Source organism: Luteibacter sp. P4_E6 (genome assembly GCF_056401535.1).
The window spans coordinates 1-19,275 of record NZ_JBFUJE010000037.1 but is presented as its reverse complement, the minus strand read 5'-3'; the positions used below and the strand labels follow the sequence as shown (position 1 = coordinate 19,275).

General features: G+C 61.9%; 18 protein-coding genes. 12 read left to right on the top strand and 6 right to left on the bottom strand.

Annotated features, from left to right (window positions below; translation table 11 throughout):
* From AC1DT2_RS04475 to AC1DT2_RS04460, 4 genes are all read left to right on the top strand, one after another.
* On the top strand, window positions 1-356 hold a 356-nt coding region (locus tag AC1DT2_RS04475; RefSeq protein WP_477294665.1), incomplete at its 5' end, for a hypothetical protein.
* 63 nt (window positions 357-419) lie between these two features.
* Window positions 420-719, top strand: a complete 300-nt coding sequence (locus AC1DT2_RS04470; RefSeq protein WP_157503828.1) for a hypothetical protein — start codon at window positions 420-422, stop codon at window positions 717-719.
* Between the two features lie 31 nt (window positions 720-750).
* A complete protein-coding gene (locus AC1DT2_RS04465) occupies window positions 751-1,365 on the top strand; it encodes a hypothetical protein (RefSeq protein ID WP_063570545.1) in 615 nt (204 codons plus the stop codon).
* A gap of 115 nt (window positions 1,366-1,480) precedes the next feature.
* Window positions 1,481-2,212, top strand: a complete 732-nt coding sequence (locus AC1DT2_RS04460; RefSeq protein ID WP_477294663.1) for a 3-keto-disaccharide hydrolase — start codon at window positions 1,481-1,483, stop codon at window positions 2,210-2,212.
* A 73-nt stretch (window positions 2,213-2,285) separates the two neighbouring features.
* On the opposite strand, the gene AC1DT2_RS04455 is transcribed toward AC1DT2_RS04460, so the two are convergent.
* Genes AC1DT2_RS04455 through yidA form a run of 3 tightly spaced genes read right to left on the bottom strand, consistent with a single transcriptional unit; the run spans window position 2,286 to window position 4,827 of the window.
* On the bottom strand, window positions 2,286-3,314 hold the full coding sequence (locus AC1DT2_RS04455) for a nucleotidyl transferase AbiEii/AbiGii toxin family protein (RefSeq protein ID WP_477294661.1): 1,029 nt from the start codon (window positions 3,312-3,314) through the stop codon (window positions 2,286-2,288).
* Window positions 3,315-3,344: 30 nt separating this feature from the next.
* Window positions 3,345-3,971: a DUF6088 family protein gene (locus AC1DT2_RS04450; RefSeq protein WP_477294659.1), complete on the bottom strand. Its 627-nt coding sequence runs from the start codon at window positions 3,969-3,971 to the stop codon at window positions 3,345-3,347.
* A 40-nt stretch (window positions 3,972-4,011) separates the two neighbouring features.
* Complete coding sequence (yidA, locus tag AC1DT2_RS04445) at window positions 4,012-4,827, bottom strand: sugar-phosphatase (RefSeq protein WP_477294657.1); 816 nt, start codon at window positions 4,825-4,827, stop codon at window positions 4,012-4,014.
* A gap of 170 nt (window positions 4,828-4,997) precedes the next feature.
* On the opposite strand from yidA, the gene AC1DT2_RS04440 reads away from it, so the two are divergent.
* The 8 genes from AC1DT2_RS04440 to AC1DT2_RS04405 all read left to right on the top strand — a co-directional run bounded on the left by AC1DT2_RS04440 (window position 4,998) and on the right by AC1DT2_RS04405 (window position 13,766).
* Window positions 4,998-5,996 (top strand): sulfate ABC transporter substrate-binding protein, encoded by a 999-nt coding sequence (locus AC1DT2_RS04440; protein WP_477294655.1) that lies wholly within the window; start codon window positions 4,998-5,000, stop codon window positions 5,994-5,996.
* 2 nt (window positions 5,997-5,998) lie between these two features.
* Window positions 5,999-6,823 carry a sulfate ABC transporter permease subunit CysT gene (gene cysT / locus AC1DT2_RS04435; protein ID WP_082878852.1) on the top strand — a complete coding sequence of 275 codons (825 nt, stop codon included), beginning with the start codon at window positions 5,999-6,001 and terminating at the stop codon, window positions 6,821-6,823.
* The gene (cysW, locus tag AC1DT2_RS04430) at window positions 6,820-7,665 is read left to right on the top strand and encodes a sulfate ABC transporter permease subunit CysW (protein ID WP_063570551.1); all 846 of its coding nucleotides are present in this window, start codon (window positions 6,820-6,822) and stop codon (window positions 7,663-7,665) included. The genes cysT and cysW overlap by 4 nt, the downstream gene beginning before the upstream one ends.
* Complete coding sequence (locus AC1DT2_RS04425) at window positions 7,665-8,783, top strand: sulfate/molybdate ABC transporter ATP-binding protein (RefSeq protein ID WP_477294652.1); 1,119 nt, start codon at window positions 7,665-7,667, stop codon at window positions 8,781-8,783. Before cysW ends, AC1DT2_RS04425 begins: the two co-directional genes overlap by 1 nt.
* Window positions 8,784-9,077: 294 nt before the next feature.
* On the top strand, window positions 9,078-10,253 hold the full coding sequence (locus AC1DT2_RS04420) for a hypothetical protein (RefSeq protein ID WP_477294650.1): 1,176 nt from the start codon (window positions 9,078-9,080) through the stop codon (window positions 10,251-10,253).
* The gene (locus AC1DT2_RS04415) at window positions 10,244-11,353 is read left to right on the top strand and encodes a hypothetical protein (protein ID WP_063570554.1); all 1,110 of its coding nucleotides are present in this window, start codon (window positions 10,244-10,246) and stop codon (window positions 11,351-11,353) included. The genes AC1DT2_RS04420 and AC1DT2_RS04415 overlap by 10 nt, the downstream gene beginning before the upstream one ends.
* A gap of 38 nt (window positions 11,354-11,391) precedes the next feature.
* Window positions 11,392-12,096, top strand: coding sequence for a hypothetical protein (locus AC1DT2_RS04410; RefSeq protein WP_477294648.1), 705 nt, complete (start codon window positions 11,392-11,394; stop codon window positions 12,094-12,096).
* Window positions 12,096-13,766 (top strand): CsgG/HfaB family protein, encoded by a 1,671-nt coding sequence (locus AC1DT2_RS04405; RefSeq protein ID WP_477294646.1) that lies wholly within the window; start codon window positions 12,096-12,098, stop codon window positions 13,764-13,766. Before AC1DT2_RS04410 ends, AC1DT2_RS04405 begins: the two co-directional genes overlap by 1 nt.
* A gap of 131 nt (window positions 13,767-13,897) precedes the next feature.
* On the opposite strand, the gene AC1DT2_RS04400 is transcribed toward AC1DT2_RS04405, so the two are convergent.
* The 3 genes from AC1DT2_RS04400 to AC1DT2_RS04390 all read right to left on the bottom strand — a co-directional run.
* The gene (locus AC1DT2_RS04400) at window positions 13,898-15,037 is read right to left on the bottom strand and encodes a phosphatidylinositol-specific phospholipase C1-like protein (protein WP_477294644.1); all 1,140 of its coding nucleotides are present in this window, start codon (window positions 15,035-15,037) and stop codon (window positions 13,898-13,900) included.
* Window positions 15,038-15,055: 18 nt separating this feature from the next.
* Window positions 15,056-17,302, bottom strand: a complete 2,247-nt coding sequence (locus tag AC1DT2_RS04395; RefSeq protein WP_477294642.1) for a GH92 family glycosyl hydrolase — start codon at window positions 17,300-17,302, stop codon at window positions 15,056-15,058.
* A gap of 29 nt (window positions 17,303-17,331) precedes the next feature.
* On the bottom strand, window positions 17,332-19,275 hold a 1,944-nt coding region (locus tag AC1DT2_RS04390; protein ID WP_477294640.1), incomplete at its 5' end, for a TonB-dependent receptor.

Here is a 19,275-nt window from a genome sequence, read left to right as displayed (position 1 = left end):
CGCGCTATACGGACGCCGAAGTCGAAGTGAAGAAAGCGCTCGCGCTTTCGCCGAACGACGCGCAGTACACCGGCGAGCTCGCGTACATCTTTCAGATGCAGAAACGCACCGAAGAATCTCTGGCGCTGTACACCGCGATGCCCGGCATGATTCCACTGATGGATAACTGGAGCGACACCGTGAAAAACGAGTTCTTCTGCAAGGCGTATCGCGGGCAAGGTTACGATCTCGTCGAGCTGAAGCGCTACGACGAAGCCGTGGTCGCATATCAGGCCTGCTTGAAGGTCATTCCGGACGAACCTAAATCGAAGGCGGAGCTCGGGTACATTGAGGGTGTAAGAGGAAAAGGTCACTAAACCACTCGTATCGGGACGAGAGGTACTTCTATACTTCCGCGCCCTTCCGTCTGGTCAGCGTCCATGAAGTACCTCGCCATGTTCCTTCTCGCCGCGCCGATGGTTGCCGCGGCGGCACCGAACGTCTGTGCCGAACGCGGAAACTTCGCGTCACTCGTTGCCGTCGCCCGAAGCAAGGGCCTCGACGAGCGCTCTGTCACCGAGGCGGCCGCCACCGACCCAGGCGCGTCCTTCGTCGTCCGCTTGTCCCATATCGAGATCATCCAGACGTTGTATCGCAACTCGGCCAAGCCGCTCTCGCCGCCGGACGCGCAAGCTTCGGTTCGCCATACCTGCGAGCGGGCGCTGGCGAAGCCTCGCTGACGGAAGTTCGCACACATCCCAAGGAAGCGTCATGAACACTGCAGTTCAGAAAGGCTTGATCGTTTACTCAGCCGTCATCAGTACGGTTGCACTCGCCATATTCCTCATGGGAGCGCGGTCCCAGCCCACACGTTTCGATGAGATCAGCGTTCATCGACTCAACGTGACCGAACCTGACGGGACATTGCGCATGGTGATCTCCAATAAGGACCGCCTTCCTCCCGTGATCATCAAGGGCAAAGAGCGGCCGGAGATGGGCGAGGCCAGACCGCAAGCTGGAATGATCTTCTATAACGATGAGGGGACCGAGAACGGAGGCCTGATCTTCAGTGGAAGAAAGAACGACAAAGGACAGATCGTCGACTCCGGGGCGAGCCTTTCCTTTGATCGATATGGCGCGGGGCAAACCATTCAGCTTGCCGGCGTCGACGACAGCGAGAATCACTTCGCGGGTCTTGCGATCAACGATGTCGGCGGCCAGAGGGTGTGGGCAGGCCGCGACCGTACCGGACTCGCAAGCATCTCGTTGGCGGGAACGGACGGCAAGGAGCGCATTCGTCTGCAAGTGACGGGCGAGGGCCAGGCCAGCATCGTGTTTCTGGATGCCAAGGGCAACGTGATCCAGGAGGTTTCCCCGGCGAAGTGACGCCCTCAGATTCTTTACACCGGCCCGCCAACGCATGGCGCTATGTGACTTACGGCAGGTTATCCGGGACGCTGCTGCGGTTACGCTCGGTGTTTCCCTCCCCCGGAACGTCCCCATGCTTCGTGCGCTCGCCATCGCCTGCTGCCTCGCTGCTCTGCCCGCCTTCGCCGCAGACACCGTCCCGACCGCCGCCGAAACGGCGCAAGGCTGGCATTCCCTGTTCGACGGCAAGACGCTCCAGGGCTGGCACTCCTTCGGTCAGAAGGGCACGGGTAAGGACTGGAGCGTCGTCGACGGCACGATCCAGCTCGATCGCGATCTCAAGGCACCGGACGCCGACTTCGCGGACCTGGTCAGCGAGAAGGAATACGAGAACTTCGACCTCAAGCTCGACTGGAAGATGACTGCCTGCGCCGATGCCGGCGTGATGTTCAACGTCAAGGAATCACCGAAGTACAAGTACACCTGGGAAACCGGCCCGGAAATGCAGATCGCCGACCTGGTGTGCACCAAGCCGGACAGCTATACGCTGTACGAGCGGTCCGGCGACCTCTTCGACCTGATCTCGTCGGACATCGAGAACGTCAACGAGCACGGGAACTGGAACGCCATCGAGATCATCGTCGACCACGGCCATGTGCAGTTCTTCCAGAACGGACACAAGACGGTCGACACCACCCTATGGACGCCGGAGTGGACGGCCCTCGTGGCAAAGACGAAGTTCGCGAAGATGGCGGATTTCGCGCGCTTCCACAAAGGCCGTATTGCCCTGCAGGGCGGCGAAGACAAGGGCGTGCCGCCCATCCGCATTGCGTTTCGCAATATCCGGATCAAAGAGCTGAATTAAAGCCTGGTCGTTGTTCAGAGCACCGACCACATCCAGACCTTAAAACCCCGGCACATTGCCGGGGCAGCGATTTTCAGGTGTTGAGCACTGCTTCAAGCGTTTGCAGCCGCGTCACGACATCGGCAAAGGCGAGCGGGTTCTCAGACAACATTCCCGCCGAAGTCATTGCATCAAAATCCGCCTTGAGCAGCGTCAACTGATCTTCGTCAGGAATAAGCATCCAGCCTTTCGTAAGGCACCGGTCGTAGTTGAACCTTGAGTACGCGTAGAACTGTTGCTTGATGGCGACCACGTCCCGCAACAGCGCCCGGTTCTTCACCGCTTCGCACCCGAGCATATGGTCTGCGAGCATCGCGAGGTCATACCAGTGCCGTGCCTGGCGTTGCGGATTATCCCTGATGCTTTCCCGGACACATGCCGCATGGACGAGCGTCGCCTTCTCCCAAAACGTACGCTCGCCTGAAAGGACGGGAACAACCGCGACCGGGAACGTGATATCCGCAAAGGAAGAAGCGATTTCTGCGTGAATCGGCATGACCTGATGCGGCTCGGTTCGATTGCGTCCGCCGAACTCGAGAAGCACTGACTCAGCGATATACTCGCCCCGGTCCGCACAGCTAGGGTAGTTCACCCGCAACGCACCCTCAGATGCCTCGACCGTCACGGTGTGCTTCGTCAGACCGTCGTTGGCCAGGCATTGTTCCAGCCACGGAACCATGGCATCGACCAGATATTTCTGAACTCTCGCCTTCAGCGACTCAGAGAATTTCTTCTGCCTGGTGCGCGAGAGACCCGGCTGAAAAGGATCGACAGTCGGATCCAGGGACTGGTAGTCAATGGTGATATCGACATCCTCGGACAACCGTCGAATGGCGCCGTACGCTTTGGACAATGAAGTGCCACCCTTGAAGGCCATCGCATAGGCATCGGGTATGCGAAACACCGCATCCAATGCCCAACAGACCCAGATGTCCTTCTCGAGCAATTGCGGGTTCAGATGCGACTGGCTCGCACCGCGCTCTAGGACATCGCGCTGCATGTCTGGCGATAGACGAATAAACTCGGGGCCCTTGTTGTTGCCCGCGCGCGCCGCTGTCTTCATCGAAGATATCCCTTCTTCAGGTACTTCCTACTACGCCGTTTGAGCGAGATGACCCCGCGCAGTTCCGACGACCTTTGCCATCCAGCCGGGCATGACGGCGGTGGCGTTGCACAGATCCGCAAACGCCCCAGCGGGGAGCTTACGAGAAATCTGCGCCACGACATCGGCAGTGACGTGCTCGCGCCCCAGATACCACAGTGCGTTCAGCGCAAGCCCGACCGGCGTTCCACGAAAAGCAAGACGCCTTGCGGCGACGTGCTGGAGCGTGACCTCGCCTCCGTTTTCAAGGCGAACAGTACGCGATCGAGCCGTCGTATAGAAAACCGGGCGGACCTGCATCTGCGTGCTTAGTCCCAGCTTGCGAGCTGCCTCAGCACCATGGATTTCCAGCTGACCACCTTCCGAGCGAACAATGGCCTCAGCTACTTCCCACGCACCGGGCAGAACCTCACCTACCAGTGGACTCAGGCGAGGCCTCGCGAAGACGCCGCGGGCGAGCCTACGCACCTCTCCGGACCGTACGAGGTCCAAAAGGACCTGATCGACACAGGCCCGCGGGCCAAACGGAATGAGGTCCCCCGGCCTGAACACCCGTCCACGAGCGAATTTCCGTATCCGGCTCCGAATCGCCGGCGCGTATTCTGGTCGGGTTTTCATAAGAAAAATGTACTTTATTTCTTTATGAATATCAAGGCTGTCATCCGCCCTGGAGGACGTAGCGCTCGATCGCCACCGCGACGCCGTCCTCGTTGTTGCTGGTGGTCACATGGTCCGCTACGGCCTTGACGGCATCGATCGCGTTGCCCATGGCCACGGCGACGCCAGCGAACTCCAGCATCACGAGGTCGTTTTCCTGATCGCCGATGGCCATGATCCGCTCGGAGGGAACGCCGAGATAGGCGGCCAAGGTGGCGAGTGCCCTGCCCTTGCCGGCTTCCGGGTGAAGGATTTCGAGGAAGTCGGCAGCGCTCTTTACCACCGTATAGCGCTGCATGAGTTCCGGCGGAAGGTTGGCAATCGCCTTGTCGAGGACAGCTTCGTCGTCGACCATCATGAACTTCCGGAAACGCCATGCCGGGTCGACCTGTTCGACCGAACGGTAAAGCAAGGGCGTGTGTGAGATGTACGCATCTCGCACCGTGTGCGAACTGATGTCCGCATTCGGCGTCATCATGCTCCGCTCGTAAAGCACATGGAAATGCACACCGAGGTCCCGTGCGATTTTCTCGCAGTAACGGAAGTCGTCGTAGCCCAGCGTGGTCTCCGCCACCGACTTCGTGCCGGAAGCATTCTGAATCACGGCGCCATTGAAGGTGATGCAGTACTCATCGTCGCCCGCCAGGCCGAGTTCCTCCAGGTACATCTCGATACCCGAGAAAGGTCGCCCGGTTGCCAGGACAATACGAACGCCGCGGGCGCGCGCGGCGGTGATTGCCGCCTTCACCCGRGACGAAAGGGTATGGGCGGAGTCAAGCAGGGTGCCGTCCATGTCGATGGCAATCAGGTCGATCATAGGGTGTGTTCGGTGGGGGGATGTACCATATTACTGCATTGCAGCAAACGCACTTCCGCGGGTACCGTGTATGTCCGTCCGCCCAGGATTTCACACCGTGACGACACGCCGACCAGCTACATCGAAATATCCCCCTTCCCGCGCCATCCGACCACCCAAGGAGCCTGACGATGAAGCTTCGTCCCACCCTCCTGGCTCTCGTAGCCACCGTCATGGCGCTGCCCGCCATGGCCAAAGACGTCACGCTGCTCAACGTGTCCTACGACCCCACGCGCGAGCTCTACAAGGCGGTGAATACGGCCTTCGCAGCCGACTGGAAGGCGAAGCATGGTGACAACGTCACTATCCAGATGTCCCATGGCGGCTCAGGAAAACAGGCGCGCGCTGTTGTCGACGGCTTGCCCGCCGATGTCGTGACACTCGCACTGGCCTATGACGTCGACGCCGTGGCCGACCGCGGCCTGCTGGGCAAGGACTGGCAAACGCGCCTGCCAGACAACGCCTCCCCCTATACGTCGACCATTGTCTTCCTGGTTCGCAAGGGCAACCCGAAGGCCATTCGCGACTGGGGCGACCTCGTCAGGGACGGGGTCCAGGTCGTCACTCCCAACCCCAAGACATCCGGCGGCGCCCGCTGGAACTTCCTCGCTGCCTGGGGTTACGCGCTCAAGTTGCCCGGCGGCACCGATGAGAAGGCCAGGGCCTTCGTCAAGACGCTCTTCCAGCACGTGCCCGTGCTCGACACGGGAGCACGAGGCGCCACGACGACGTTCACCCAGCGCGGCATCGGCGACGTTCTGGTTGCCTGGGAAAATGAAGCGCTGCTGGCGAAGAAGGAGGCCGGCGGCGACCAGTTCGATATCGTCATTCCGTCCATCACGATCCTCGCCGAACCACCGGTGGCTGTTGTCGACAAGAACGCCGCAGAGCGCGGCACCCGTGAGGTCGCAGACGCCTACCTGAAGTTCCTCTACTCCCCGCAGGCCCAGGACATCGAAGCGCGCAACTTCTACCGCCCCCGCTCGCCCGACGTCGCCGCGAAGTACGCCGCGCAGTTTCCGCAGGTGAAGACCTTCACCCTGGCCGAGGTGTTCGGCGACTGGCGCAAGGCGCAGGCGAAGTTCTTTGCCGATGGCGCCATCTTCGACCAGATCGGCCCGGGCAACTGACCATGCGCCGAAGGGTTTTGCCCGGCTTCGGATTGAGCCTCGGCTTTGCCGTCACCTACCTTGGCCTCATTGTCCTGCTGCCCCTCGCGGCCCTTGCATGGAAGGCGTCGGATGTCGGTTTCGCCGGCATCCTCAAGCTGCTCGCATCACCCCGCACGCTGGCGGCGCTCAAGCTGAGTTTCGGTGGGGCGCTGCTGGCGGCGGGCATCAATGTCGTGGTCGGCCTGATGGTGACTTGGGCGCTCGTCCGCTATCGCTTTCCCGGCCGGCGCATTCTCGACGCGCTCATCGACCTGCCCTTCGCACTGCCCACCGCCGTGGCCGGTATTGCGCTGACAGCCATCTATGCGCCTAACGGCTGGTTCGGCCGCTGGCTGGTGCCGCTCGGCATCCAGGTGGCTTATACCCCGCTTGGCGTCCTCCTAGCGATGGTGTTTGTCGGTTTCCCTTTTGTCGTGCGCACGCTCCAGCCTGTGCTGCAGTCTCTCGAACAGGACGTCGAAGACGCCGCCGAGAGCCTGGGCGCAACCGGCCTGCAGACCTTTCTGCGCGTCGTCCTGCCCACCCTGGTTCCGACGCTGCTCACCGGGTTTGCCCTGGCGCTGGCCCGGGCCGTGGGCGAGTACGGCTCGGTGATCTTCATCGCTGGCAACATTCCCCTGCGCTCGGAAATTGCGCCGCTGCTTATCGTCCAACGGCTCGATGAATTCGACTACGCCACGGCGGCGGCGTTGGGCGTCGTCATGCTGGCGTTCTCTCTCGTTCTCCTCGTTCTGGTTTCAGCGCTGCAGCGCTGGACCCGGCGGTGGGCGGAGCAGTCCGCATGACGGCGGGCCGTCCCGGACGTCCTGCCAGTGTCGCGCGGCGTCTTGGCCGGGCGTCGATCATCGTGGCTTCCATCCTCTTTCTCTGTCTCTTCCTCGTGGTGCCGCTGGCTTCCGTGTTTGTCGAAGCCTTCCGCCAGGGAGCCCACGCGTTCGTCGAAAGCATTGACCAGCCCGAAGCAATGGCCGCCATCCGGCTGACCTTGCTGGTGGCGGCCATCACGGTGCCGCTCAATGTGGTGTTCGGGATCGCGGCCGCCTGGGCCATGACCCGGTTCCAGTTCCGCGGCAAAGCCTTGCTCGGCGCGCTTATTGACCTGCCCCTGTCCGTCTCACCGGTGGTCACGGGTCTGCTGTACGTGCTGATGTTCGGTGCGCAGGGCTGGTTCGGACCGTGGCTCGCAGCGCATGGGATCAAGATCATCTTCGCCGTCCCTGGCCTCGTTCTCGCAACGATCTTCATCACGCTGCCCTTCGTCGCGCGCGAACTCATCCCCCTGATGCAGTCCCAGGGCAGCGAAGAGGAAGAGGTCGCTCGCGTGCTCGGCGCAAGTGGCCTGCAGACCTTCTTCCGGGTCACGCTTCCCAATATCCGCTGGGCGCTGCTCTACGGCGTGCTCCTCTGTAACGCGCGCGCCATGGGCGAGTTCGGCGCCGTGTCGGTGGTATCCGGACACATTCGCGGGCTGACGACCACCATGCCGCTGGAAGTGGAGATGCGTTACAACGAGTACAACTACGTCGGCGCCTTCGCCATTGCTTCGCTGCTTGCGCTCCTGGCACTGCTGACCCTGGCGGTGAAGTCCGCCCTGGAATGGCGCTATCAAGCCGCTGAGAATCACTGATGACACTCGCTCTCAAACGGCTGAGCCGCCACTTTCCCGACATTGCCGCGCTCGACGACGTGAGCCTCGACATTGCTCCGGGCGAATTCGTTGCGCTCGTGGGGCCTTCCGGATCAGGGAAGACCACCTTGTTGCGCATTCTTGCCGGTCTCGACTATCCCGATGAGGGAAGCGTCACGCAGAACGGGCAGGACTTCCTCGCCGCCAGTGCACGGGAGCGCAATGTCGGCCTCGTGTTCCAGCACTATGCGTTGTTCCGTCATTTGACCGTGCGCGAAAACGTCGCCTTCGGCCTTCGTGTGCGGCCCCGGCGCCGGCGCCCTTCGCGTGACCAGATCCGTGTGCGTGTCGATGAGCTGTTGAAGCGCGTGCAGCTGGCGGACCTGGGTAATCGCTATCCCAGCCAGCTCTCCGGCGGCCAGCGCCAGCGGGTCGCCCTCGCACGTGCCCTGGCCGTCGAGCCGGATGTGTTGCTGCTCGACGAGCCCTTCGGTGCACTCGATGCACAGGTGCGCACCGCGTTGCGCCGCTGGCTGCGTGAGCTCCACGAAGAGCTCGAGCTAACGACCGTGTTCGTGACCCACGACCAGGAAGAAGCGCTCGAGCTTGCCGACCGTATCGTCGTCATGAACAAGGGCCGCATCGAGCAGGTGGGTCGGCCCCACGAGGTCTACCAGGATCCTGCCACGCCCTTCGTCTGCGAGTTCATCGGTAGGACGAACCGCATTGCGCTGGAACGGCGGGGAGACACGTGGGGCGCCGGTGGATGGTCCCTTCCGGCAGGTGCCGCGGGCGGGCTGTTCCGATCGGCTGTGGGTTATGTCAGGCCAGAGCATCTGTCGCTGTTGGTGCCTGAAGGTGAGCCAGCGTGGGAGGCGAAGCTGCGACACGTCTATCTCGCGGGGAGCATTGCGCATCTCGACATCTATGTTGCGGACATCGATCAGACGCTCGAGGTCGATGTGGCGAGCGAGGATCTAGGGAGGTTGGCGCTTGTACCCGGAGCCGTGTTGCGGATTGCCCCGACGGCGCTTGTCGCCTTTCCTCTTGGTGACGGACCTGACACGCTCCCGGTTATTGGGGAACGCTGGGTCATGAGACGACCCAGCGTGGTCTAACGGCGAGCGCACTCGTGTAGCCATCAGCGACGTCCAATCGCTCATTGCGGTGGTTATAACGATATCGTCAAATTGCACGAATGCGTTGCTCACTCGACCAACAGCTCAAAAACTTTAGCGATTTTCTTCAGACCAAGGTCGCGCTTTTCCCTCTTGCATTGCCAAGATGAAAGTGCGAGATTCGCCGCGTCCAGACAGGGGCAACTTGGGCACGTGGTAGACGCATCGCCACATTGAAGAACGCGACTTGCTCGAATGTCGAGCAAGTGCATGGACGGTTCACGGAGACCCATTGTGACGAAGCCTTTAGGGCTATGGCAGCTATGCCTGGTCATTGCCGCGCTCGCTTTCGTGCCTGCGGTGCACGCTGCACAGGACACCGTCTACTTTGCAGGCATCGCCTTTACCGGTGACGCATCGGACACGACGCACGAATTTCCTCACCTGAGCCGCCTCCTCGATAGCGCGACTGCCAAACAGGTGAACGCGGGAATTCGTCACCAGATCGACAGCCACCCCGGCCCGACCCACGTCAGCTTCGACCAGCTTGGCTCCATTAAAGATGCGAGCAACGCAACCGCCCTCGCCCTCGCAGTCGATCGCGAAACCACGTCGGTCGAACACGTGGGCGGCCTCTACAAGATCCGACTGGAGATTTCAGCGCAGGTCCTGTTCTTCGACTTCAAGGAACGGCAGGTTCTCGGCGGTCTGCCGCTCGTTCTGGACTATGTGGACGTCAAGGCCTCCGCACCCTCGGATGCCGATATCGATGCCGGCTTCAGCGGCATGATGCTGGATACGACATCGCCGAGCGGGCTATCGGCGCAATTCGCCGCCGCTCTGGCTCGCGCACAAGTGCCCAACGCCGCCACACGCCATCTACGCGTTACCAACGTGACACTGGCCGACAAAAGCAAGGAATACCTGCGCCAGTACGCGCCGACGGTTAACGAAACCGCGTTCCGCACGCAGGTGGCGCAAGAGTTCGGTAAGTACCTCTCATCCAATCAGAAGCTGGCAATCCTCCCGTATCGATCGAACCGCGCCATCGGCTCGAACATGGCGGCACGATTCGTGGAAGGTGACGCGTACGACTTGAAGATCTCCGAGGCTGACTACGAAGTCTCCCTCGACATCGCCGGTTTCAAGAAGGTTGAGCAGGGCAGCAACAACGTCAACACCGTCTACATCTACGGTGCATTCGTAGATGTCACCGTACGCGAACCTCTTTCAGGCAAGGTCTACTTCCAGCAGCGCATCAAACAAGGCGCAACCAAGGAAGTGCCAGTTACGCAGACATCCGTCGACGACTGGGCCGCTTCCTACGAATCCCTGCTCCTGCTGTTCAACAACCTGACCCAGGCAATCTCCAATCCAGGAAGCACCTGGACGAAATCGGCTCTCCCCGAGGGCGCCGAGGCCAAGACCCAACTCTCTTCGCTCGCGGAGCTCATCAAATCATGTCGTTGAACATTCGGAAGCTCGCCTTCGCCCTTTTCATCGCCTTCGCTGCTGCGGGCGTCGTGCATGCGCAATCCGTCTCCGAGAAGGGCCAGGCTTCCGTGACGTACGGGTGGCATCTGTCCCCCGAATCACGCCAGGAGGCTGTCCAGAAGGCAAAGGTCAACGCCGTTGAGCGTTATATCGCCGACACAAACGCGGCCCGATCGCGAGTGTTCGACCAACAACGCGATCGGATTGCAGCGCACATCGACGACTATGTGCTCGGTGCGACCGTCCTCTCCGAAGACGAGAACAAAGCAGCCAAGACGTATAACGTCGTCATTCGAGCCGATATCAACGGAACCCGTCTCCTGAACGATCTGGGCAGCGGCTCGGCCCCTGCTGCGGCGGTCGCGGCGACCGGCCACCAGACACTGACCTTCCTGTTCCTCTCCCGTGCACAATCTAGCGTTCAGTCTTTCGACGCGAAGGTATACAAGCGCGTCGACGTGGACGGCTCGTCAGCACGGAACACGCACGAAGGTGAATCGGTCAGCGGCAAGGGGGTAGGAACATCGGATCGCATCGACGAACATGCGAGCCTGGCGACAACCTCGGGCGGAAGCACCACCCGCAAGGCTGACAAGGTCGACTGGACCGTCAGCCAGAGCAGTGAGATCAACACTGCCATGACCGGTATTTTTGCCGATGCGGGCTATGACGTCGTCGAGGCGGAACAGGTCGAAGGTGCCAGCAATGGACTTCTCAGCATCGCGAAGATCCGTGATGCGTACAGCCATGGCGACGATCTTCCCTCTCAGATGTCGCGCGACGCGACGCAGGGTGTGCAGCAAGCCGGTATCGGCCTCCTCGCCCTCGGCACTCTGGATGTCGGCATGCAGGACACCGACCCAGTCAGTGGCAACACCCGCGTTTACGTCACGGTGACCGGGAAAATCTACAACGTCAGCGGGCGCTTTGCGCGGACGCTGACGTCGGTCGGCCCGGTGCAATACGCGGGCCTCGGGCCCGACGCGTCGGTCGCGCGCACCAACGCACTCAAAATCGCGTCGCAGAAAGCGGCCCAGCAAATGGTGGACGAGCTCAATAACAAGGGCATCCACTAATTCTTTCCGGCAACACAGCAAATACAAAAGGAATCCGTATGAACTTCGCCAAGAAAACCCTGCTCGCCACCACCATGACGATGCTCGCTGCGTCGTCGGCTAGCGCGCTACAGTTTAAGATGCCGTCGCTCGGCGGCAAGAGCAGCGCAGATACCAACGCTGCGGCCACTGATCAGGCGGGCGGCGACCCGGCCGTTGCGCAGGACTCGCTAGTGAAGGCCTTCGTTTCGTCGCAGCTGGAAGTCGTTGCGGCGCAGCGCGAGCTCGCCCTGGCCTATGACCTGAAAGACCAGGCGGCGATCCTCGAATCCGAGCAGAAAACGCTCTCCTCCGGCGGCACGCTCGAAGCCAGTGCGCTTCAGACGAGCATGGAGCGGTCCGAAGCCGCCAACCAGGCTATCGCTGCGAAGCAGGCCGAACAGGGCACTCTGTCGGCTGAGGGCAAGGAGCACTACGCGAACAGCCTTCCGCACTTTGCCCGCGGCGTCGTGGGTACGCGTAACGTGATCACGCAGGTGACGCACTTCACCTCGTCCATGAAGTCCTCCGTAACCGGCGGCGGTCTCGCGGGCTTGGGCGCTGGCACCACCAAGTTGAAAGCGGGATACGTCGTCGCGAAGGGCACGCCGGCTTACTCCAAGAGCGTCTTCGACATGTTCCGTAAGACCATGTCCATCGGCCAAAGCAACGGCGTGAAGGCCCCAGCCGACGCAACGGCCGCCCTGGGCGGACTCGCCCCGTAATGAATCGTCTCGACACTCCCACGCGTAACGTCATTCGCCTCAGCGTCCTCGCGACCGCTGTTGCCCTGGCTGTCGCCTGTCACAAGGAAGAGCCGCCCGCGCCCGCCGCTGGAGCGTCAGCGCCGGCAGCAACGGCTACCGTGGCTGCTGCGCCGTCCGTGGCCCGTCCCAAGCCAGACTTCGGGGGAGTGTCGAGCGAGCACGTCGAGGCGACAGGCGCCGGCCCTACGCTCGACGCAGCTGTCGATCACGCGATTCGCATCGCTATCGAACAGGTCAACGGCAAGAGCGTGGCAGCCGGCTCGACCGCCGTGAACTACACCGCACAGGTCGAGGCCAACGGCGCCCGGCTCGACGTCACGTCGAGTCAGTACGCCGATTGGCTGGCCAGTCACACCCAGGGCGCAGTGACCCACTTCCGCATTCTTTCCCAACAAGAGGTCAACCAGCCGACTTCTTCGGACGAGGAGCATCTGGCCGCCAGCAAGGACGCAAGCTGGAGCAAGGGCAGCGTTGATGCGTCAGCAGAACGGAACGCGGAAGCACATGCCGCTACAGGCGATGCGGAGGTCAGTGCCGCCGGCAGCGAGAAGGCGCGCGTGTCCGGCGACTGGGACAATCAGGAAGGCGCGAGCAAGGTCGACTACAACAAGAAGCACACAGAATTCGGTACGCACTGGGAAGTAAAGATCGCTGCGGATGTCGCGACGTACCACGAAGCAGCCGGTGCGAAGCTCACCCGTGTCGTGGTTGCCCTGCCCCGGTCGGACCAGACGACCTACCGAGTAGGTGACGGCAACATCCCGGCCGACGCGGTCGGCGGGCAGATCCGCACATCGATTAGCAACGCACTTGTGCAGACCCACCGTTTTACCGTTCTCGATCGCGATGCCACCGCCGAGATCTCACAGGAAATCGAGCTGATCAATTCCGGTAACGCGAAGCGAGAAGACACCGCTCGCCTGGGTCAACAGCTAGCAACGGACTTGATCGTCATCCCTTCGATCGACCGCTTCGAGTACTTGCGCCACGAGCGTCAGCTGCGCCTGAGTGATCGCACCCTCGCCAGCTACACCGGCGGTGGCGCCCTTTCCTTCCGTGTCGTCAATGCCGCCACGGGTCAGCTGGTGCTTGCGCAGAGTTTCAAGTACACGTTGCCTGACACAGCACCGACAACGCTTGGCGCCTCGGCAGATGGTCCCAGACTCGCCGCCCTGATGATGGACACCCTGGATGGTCAGATCGTGCACGCCATCATGCAGAATACCTATCCGCTGACGGTGCTTCAGGCCAACGGGAACAAGGTCGTGATCAATCAGGGTGGCGACAACGTCATCGCCGGCACGACCTATGAGGCCGTGACCATGGGTGACGAAGTGACCGATCCGCAGTCGGGTCTATCGCTGGGCCGCGCAGAAACGCCCTGCTGCACCGTCATGATCGATCGCGTCACGCCGAATATGTCGTACGGGCATATTGCAGAGGAAGGGATCGATACTTCGGGATTCAAGCCGGGAGCGATGGAGTTGCGAGACGCGGTAATGACAGCCGCTGCACCTAAGGCCAAGTCCGTTGGGGGCGTGGTGCCGGCCAGAGGCGATACTAGCGGCAAGCCAAAGAACGCGAAGATCGCAGCGGAAAAACCCGTTGGCGAAGATAAGAATTGGTAATTACGCGCATCGCGCTCTGATATTTCTGCAGCGGCGAGCTTGGCTTCATCCGAAACGCGGTTGAACAGCGGCGAAAGCATAGACCATGAGCCTCTCGCCACAACCAAGCGTAGAGGCCCAGGGCAGCGACATCACTTCACAGCAACGTCCAGCGCGGCGTCCTTGCACTGGCCCTTCTTCGTGAGAATCGGGTTGCAACGGACCCTCGCGCCACCGGGGAAACCGACAGCATAGCCGTGTTCCGACGGCTCGCCCGCCGGGTAGTCCGTGCTGATCAACTGCGCGCCACTGCCCAGAACAACATCACGACGTGAGCCGTCGTTCTTAAGGCCCTGCCCTTGTGCAGGATCGTCGGTACGCGCACGCACGATATAGCCCCGACGCACCAGCGCATCGATCTCATCCGCCGAGCACTCGTTGCATTCGGTGAACGCGGCATCCTCGGCGCCCGGCGTGGCGTTGGTGAAGATCAGGCGGCCTCGCAGCGACGGATGGCCCTCACTATAGACACCTTCCATCTTGCGCTGGTCGAGCAGGAACACCACCTTGCCACGCGCCTTGTCCACGGTGGGCCAGCCACCCTGGCGCACGGCTTCGTCCAGACTCGCGTGCCCGCCGCGCACATCGTCGGGAACGACCATCTCGTTGCGCGGGAAGACCGAAGCGATTTCCGCGTCCAGCGCATCGAACACGGCCGGGGTAAACGGCTCGGGGATCACCGTCGGGATTTTCACCTTCAGCGGGTCCTGCTTGGTCTCGACCAGGACGAACAGCGGCGTGTGTCTCGGGTGAGCCTTCGACCAGGCGCGCAGTTCGGCCAGGCATGCCGTGAACGGCTGGCAGGTGCTGCGCTGGTCCACGCCCTGGATGTGCATCACCTTGAAACCCGGCTTCTCCCAGGTCCCCGGCGCTGCCGTCGGCGGATCGGCCGGCAGGCCATTGAGCGCGATCATGTGATCCATCGCCGGATCCAGATACAGGCCACCCTTGGCGTCCGAGAACACATCCAGCTCCACCTGGCGGACACCGTCGTCAAGCTGGCGGGTCAAGGACGGATGGCTATAGTCGATCGCAGCGAATTCCTTCGGCGCTTCTTTCAGCATCACGCGCCTGGCGCTGGGCGCGAAACCGGCGTGATAGCTGTTATGCGTACCAATGACCTGGATCTGGTTGATGTGGATGTCGCTTGTAGCGGCAGCGAGCAACGAGGCCGACGCGACGAGAGACGAGGCTGCGGCAAACGGCAGCAGGTAGGAACGTAGGGAAGCCATGAATATCCTTCGGGTAGATCAGCGGCTATGGCGTTTGCAGAGAGCAAAGTCGGAGTCGGACATGGAAGGCGGTGGTGAGGTCGTACCCCAGCGCGACGGTGTCGGACCCATCACGAGATCCAGCGTGCCACCCTTGGCGATCTGGCCGTGGCGGAACCACGCCGCGTTCAGCGGGTGACCATTGAGCGTAGCCGATTGCACATAGCGGTTCGTGCCATCGGGCGTGAAGTGCTCGGCGTGTACGCTGAAGGTGTTGCCACCACCCAGGTCGATCGTCGACTCTCGGAACGATGGCGTGCCGATCAGGTACACGTCCTGGCCCGGGTTCGGATAGAAGCCCATCGACTGGAACGCGTACCAGCTGGACATCGCGCCGGAGTCGTCGTTACCCGGGATGCCACCACGATCCGCGCCGAAGGCACGATGCAGGAACGTCGTGACACGATCGGCCGTGAGGTCCGGACGTCCGGCCCAGAGGTAGAGGTCCGGAATCAGGAAGCCCGGCTCGTTGGTGATATCGAAATGCAGGTTGTCGAAGACCGTATCCAGGCGCTTCACGAAGGCTTCGTTTCCCCCGGACATCGCGATCAGCTTGCGCACGTCCTGCGGGGCATAGATCGAATACGTCCACAGGTCGGCTTCGTAGTAGAAGTCCGGCCACGTACCCCGACGGACAAGGTACTGCGGTGCCCAGCTACCGTCTTCGTTGCGCGGACGAAGGAAGCCCTTGACGCCTTCCTGCTCGCTCGTCGCATCCCACAGGTTCACCCAGTTGCCGGCATGGGCGCGGTATAGCTTCGCTTCGTCGTCATGACCCAGGCCGCAAGCGACTTCGGCAATGCTGAAGTCGTCATAGGCATATTCCACGGTGCGCGAACCGGCGCGTTCCGTCGGCTGCGCTACATAGCCAAGTCGGTTGTATGTCTCCAGACCCCCACGTCCTTCCTTGCGCGCATCGGTGGGCGCCACCGTGGCGTCCTTCACCATGGCCTTGAATGCCGTCGCGTAGTCGATACCGGTGAGACCCTTGACGTACGCATCCGCGACCAGAACGTTGGCATTGCTGCCGCCCTGGGTRCGGCCGTTGTCATTGCCGACACGTGCGTCGGGCATGTAACCGGCATGGCGGTAGGTATCCACCAGCGAGCGCACGATGTCACGCTGCACGTCCGGCGCGATCAGGGTCAGGAGCGGGCCCTGGCTGCGGAACGTATCCCAGATCGCCTGGAAGTCGTCGTAGTACGGCTCGGCGGAGGTCCACTTCGGGTTCTCACCCGTGTGGTCGGAGGGCATCATCATGGTGTGATAAAGCGCCGTATAGAACGTCCGCCGCTGCGTGTCGTCCGCACCGGTGATCTCAATGCGGCCGAGCGCCTTGTTCCACGCGGCAACGGCAGCCTGGTGCACGTCGTCGAAACGGAAGCCGCGCGCCTCTTCCGTGGCATTGCGATGGGCCTGTGCCTCGCTCACGAACGAAATGCCGACCTTGGCCTGGATCGCCTGCCCCGCCTTCACCTGGTAATCGAACGAGGCACCAAGCGGCATGGCGCTGGTGGCGTGGACCGACGATGCCGTGCTGATGTTCTTGTCGAGCCATGTCCGCGTCGCTACCGCAGGCGTATCGACGATCATGTCCACGTACACGTCGTACGGGCCGCCTTCGTTCCAGCCGCCGGTATAGTGCCCCACGCCGGCGATCTCGGTGGGCGAGACCACGCGCAGGTCGCCACCGAGAAACTGCTGGGTCTCTTCTCCCGTTCCTTTGTAGAGCAGGTCGAGGTCGAGCGTCACATGCCCATCGCCGTCCTTGGCGAACGTATAACGATGCATGCCCATGCGCCGCGTGGCGGTCAGCTCTGCCTTCACCTGGTAGCGTGTCAGCTCTACAGCGTAGTAACCCGGGCTGGCCATTTCATTCGCGCGCGGCGAATGGAAGGCGCCCGGCTCGAGATCGCCCGTGGTGGCAATGACGCGGGCGTTTTCATATTTACCCGAGCCACCGCTCAGGTGCAGGTGGGAGAAGCCGCGGATGTCACCGGTGCTCTGGAAGCCCTTGCGATAACCGTAATCACGTACGTCGGGACCAACCTTCACCATGCCGAAGGGCATGGTGGCGCCGACGAAGACCTCACCGAACCAGTCCGACCCGATGAACGGGTCGACGTCGGTGGCATGGTCGGTAGCCATGGCGGCAGGCGCCGCCAGGACCAGGGAGGCAATTGCGCCCGCGAGGGTGCGCCGTGCGATGGAGCTAAAGGTGTACATCGATGGACTTTCCTTTTTCGGCCTGCCGATCAGAACGTGTAGGTGGCCTGCACGGTGTAGTTGCGACCTGCCAGGTAGTAGAAGGTCGGATCCTTGGCCAGGCCGTTACCCTGAATGGCCGTGCGGTGGTCGAACAGGTTATTGGTCGACAATTGCAGTCTCAGGTCAGGCGTGAAGCGGTAGCCGATGTTGAAGTTGGTGTAGTTGTACGTCGGCAGCTTGGTGTTCGGGTTGTACGTCGCCCCACTGGTCTCGCCTGTGCCGGTGAAACGGGTGCCCACGTATTTGACGAGGAACGAGCCGTACAGCGGGCCCTGGTCGTAGATGAAACCGACATCGGCCGTGGACATGGGCGAATTGGAGATCTGCAAGTGCGTCGTCTTCGAATACGCGCTGTTGATACTGCCGTTCGCGGTGAAGCTGAATCCCGAATCGCCCAGGATGTGCGTCAGCTCACCCTCCACGCCTTTGTAGATCACGCCACCTTGGTTGGCGAACACGCTGATCAACGAGCCGCCCGGACCAATCGGTTCCTCGATGCTGCTCACCAGGTTGCCGAAGTCGATGTAATAGACGTCGATGTCGGCCACGGTGGTCGGTGTCTTCCAGACCACACCGGCCTGGTAGTTCGTGGTTGTCTGCGGATCGATATGGCCGGCCGGACCCTGGATAAGGTTGACCTTCGGCGCCTGGAAGCCCTTGGCCACCTGCACGTACGCCGCGAGGTTCGGTGAGAACCGGTAGTTGGCTGCCACGGACCCGAGCGTGGTGGCAAAGTGCCCGTCACCGCCGACCGGCAGGAAGTTGGACACGCCGTCGATCGTACGATCGAACACGATCTGCTTCACCCCGGGCACGATGCTCAGGTTTTCCAATGGCCGCCACTCGATCTCGAAGTAGCTCTGCGTCGTATTCGTGTGCTGGCTGGTATCGATGATGTTGGCGTTCGGTTCGCCCTTGAGAACACGCGGCGTCATCGTCGAGAGGTCGACAGTGACCTGGTCCTGCACCTGATAGGTGCGCTCGGCCCAGATACCCGCTTTCAGGGTGCTCTCGAGCCAGTCGCTGCCGACATCCTTCTCGGCCGTGAGGAAATCGCCGGCGGCGCGGTAACGGCTGTGGTTGATCGCACCGGGGACGCCGCCATTGGGCAGCAAGGCGATATTCGGCGTGTTGCCGAGCAGGTCCACACCGCCCGGACCGCTGTCACGCAGGCCGTACGTGTAGAACTTGTTGTCGATACGCCAGCTACCGTAGTCGCCATGCAGCTGGAGGTATTCGAAGTCCGCATGGCGGTCGTCGACGTTGTAATCGGCGAAGCCCTGCGAGGTCGGATCCTGATTGAGGCCGCCGAAGTCCAGACCGAGGATGTCGGTCCGCTTCTTCGGCTGCGCGGTAAAGGTGTTCCACTTCACCTTGTTGTAGTCGGCCACCAGGGTCAGGGTCGTGTTGTCGCCCAGCGGCTGCTTCACCTTGAACAGGATATTGTCCTGCTTGAAGCCCGCGTCATTGATCAGGCCATTGGATTCGACGTGGCTGTAATTCACCGACGCCTCGGTGCCGATCTTGTTGAGCACGCCCGTATTGCCGTCGCCGGCGACCTGCCAGGTAGCGCCGCTGCCGTACATCGCGGACACCTCACCTGAGGGCTTGTCGGTGGTCGGCGCCGAATACAGCGCCACGGTGCCGCCAAACGTCGCGTTTCCGAGGTTGCTTGCCGTACCGGGACCGCGATCGACCACGACCTTGTCCAGGGAGGGTCCGGGAAAGAACGCGGTGGTGGCGTGACCGAAAGCGCCCGGATCACCAAACGGAATACCGTCGAACGTCACGTCGTATTCGCCATCCTGGAAGCCACGGATGGTGCCGCTCTTACTGGAAAAGCCCGCGCCGTTAGGCGACGCATTCACTGCCGAGGGCGTGAGCTCCAGCAAGGCCAGGTAATCCGCCTTGGGTGTCGCGATCGTCTGGAT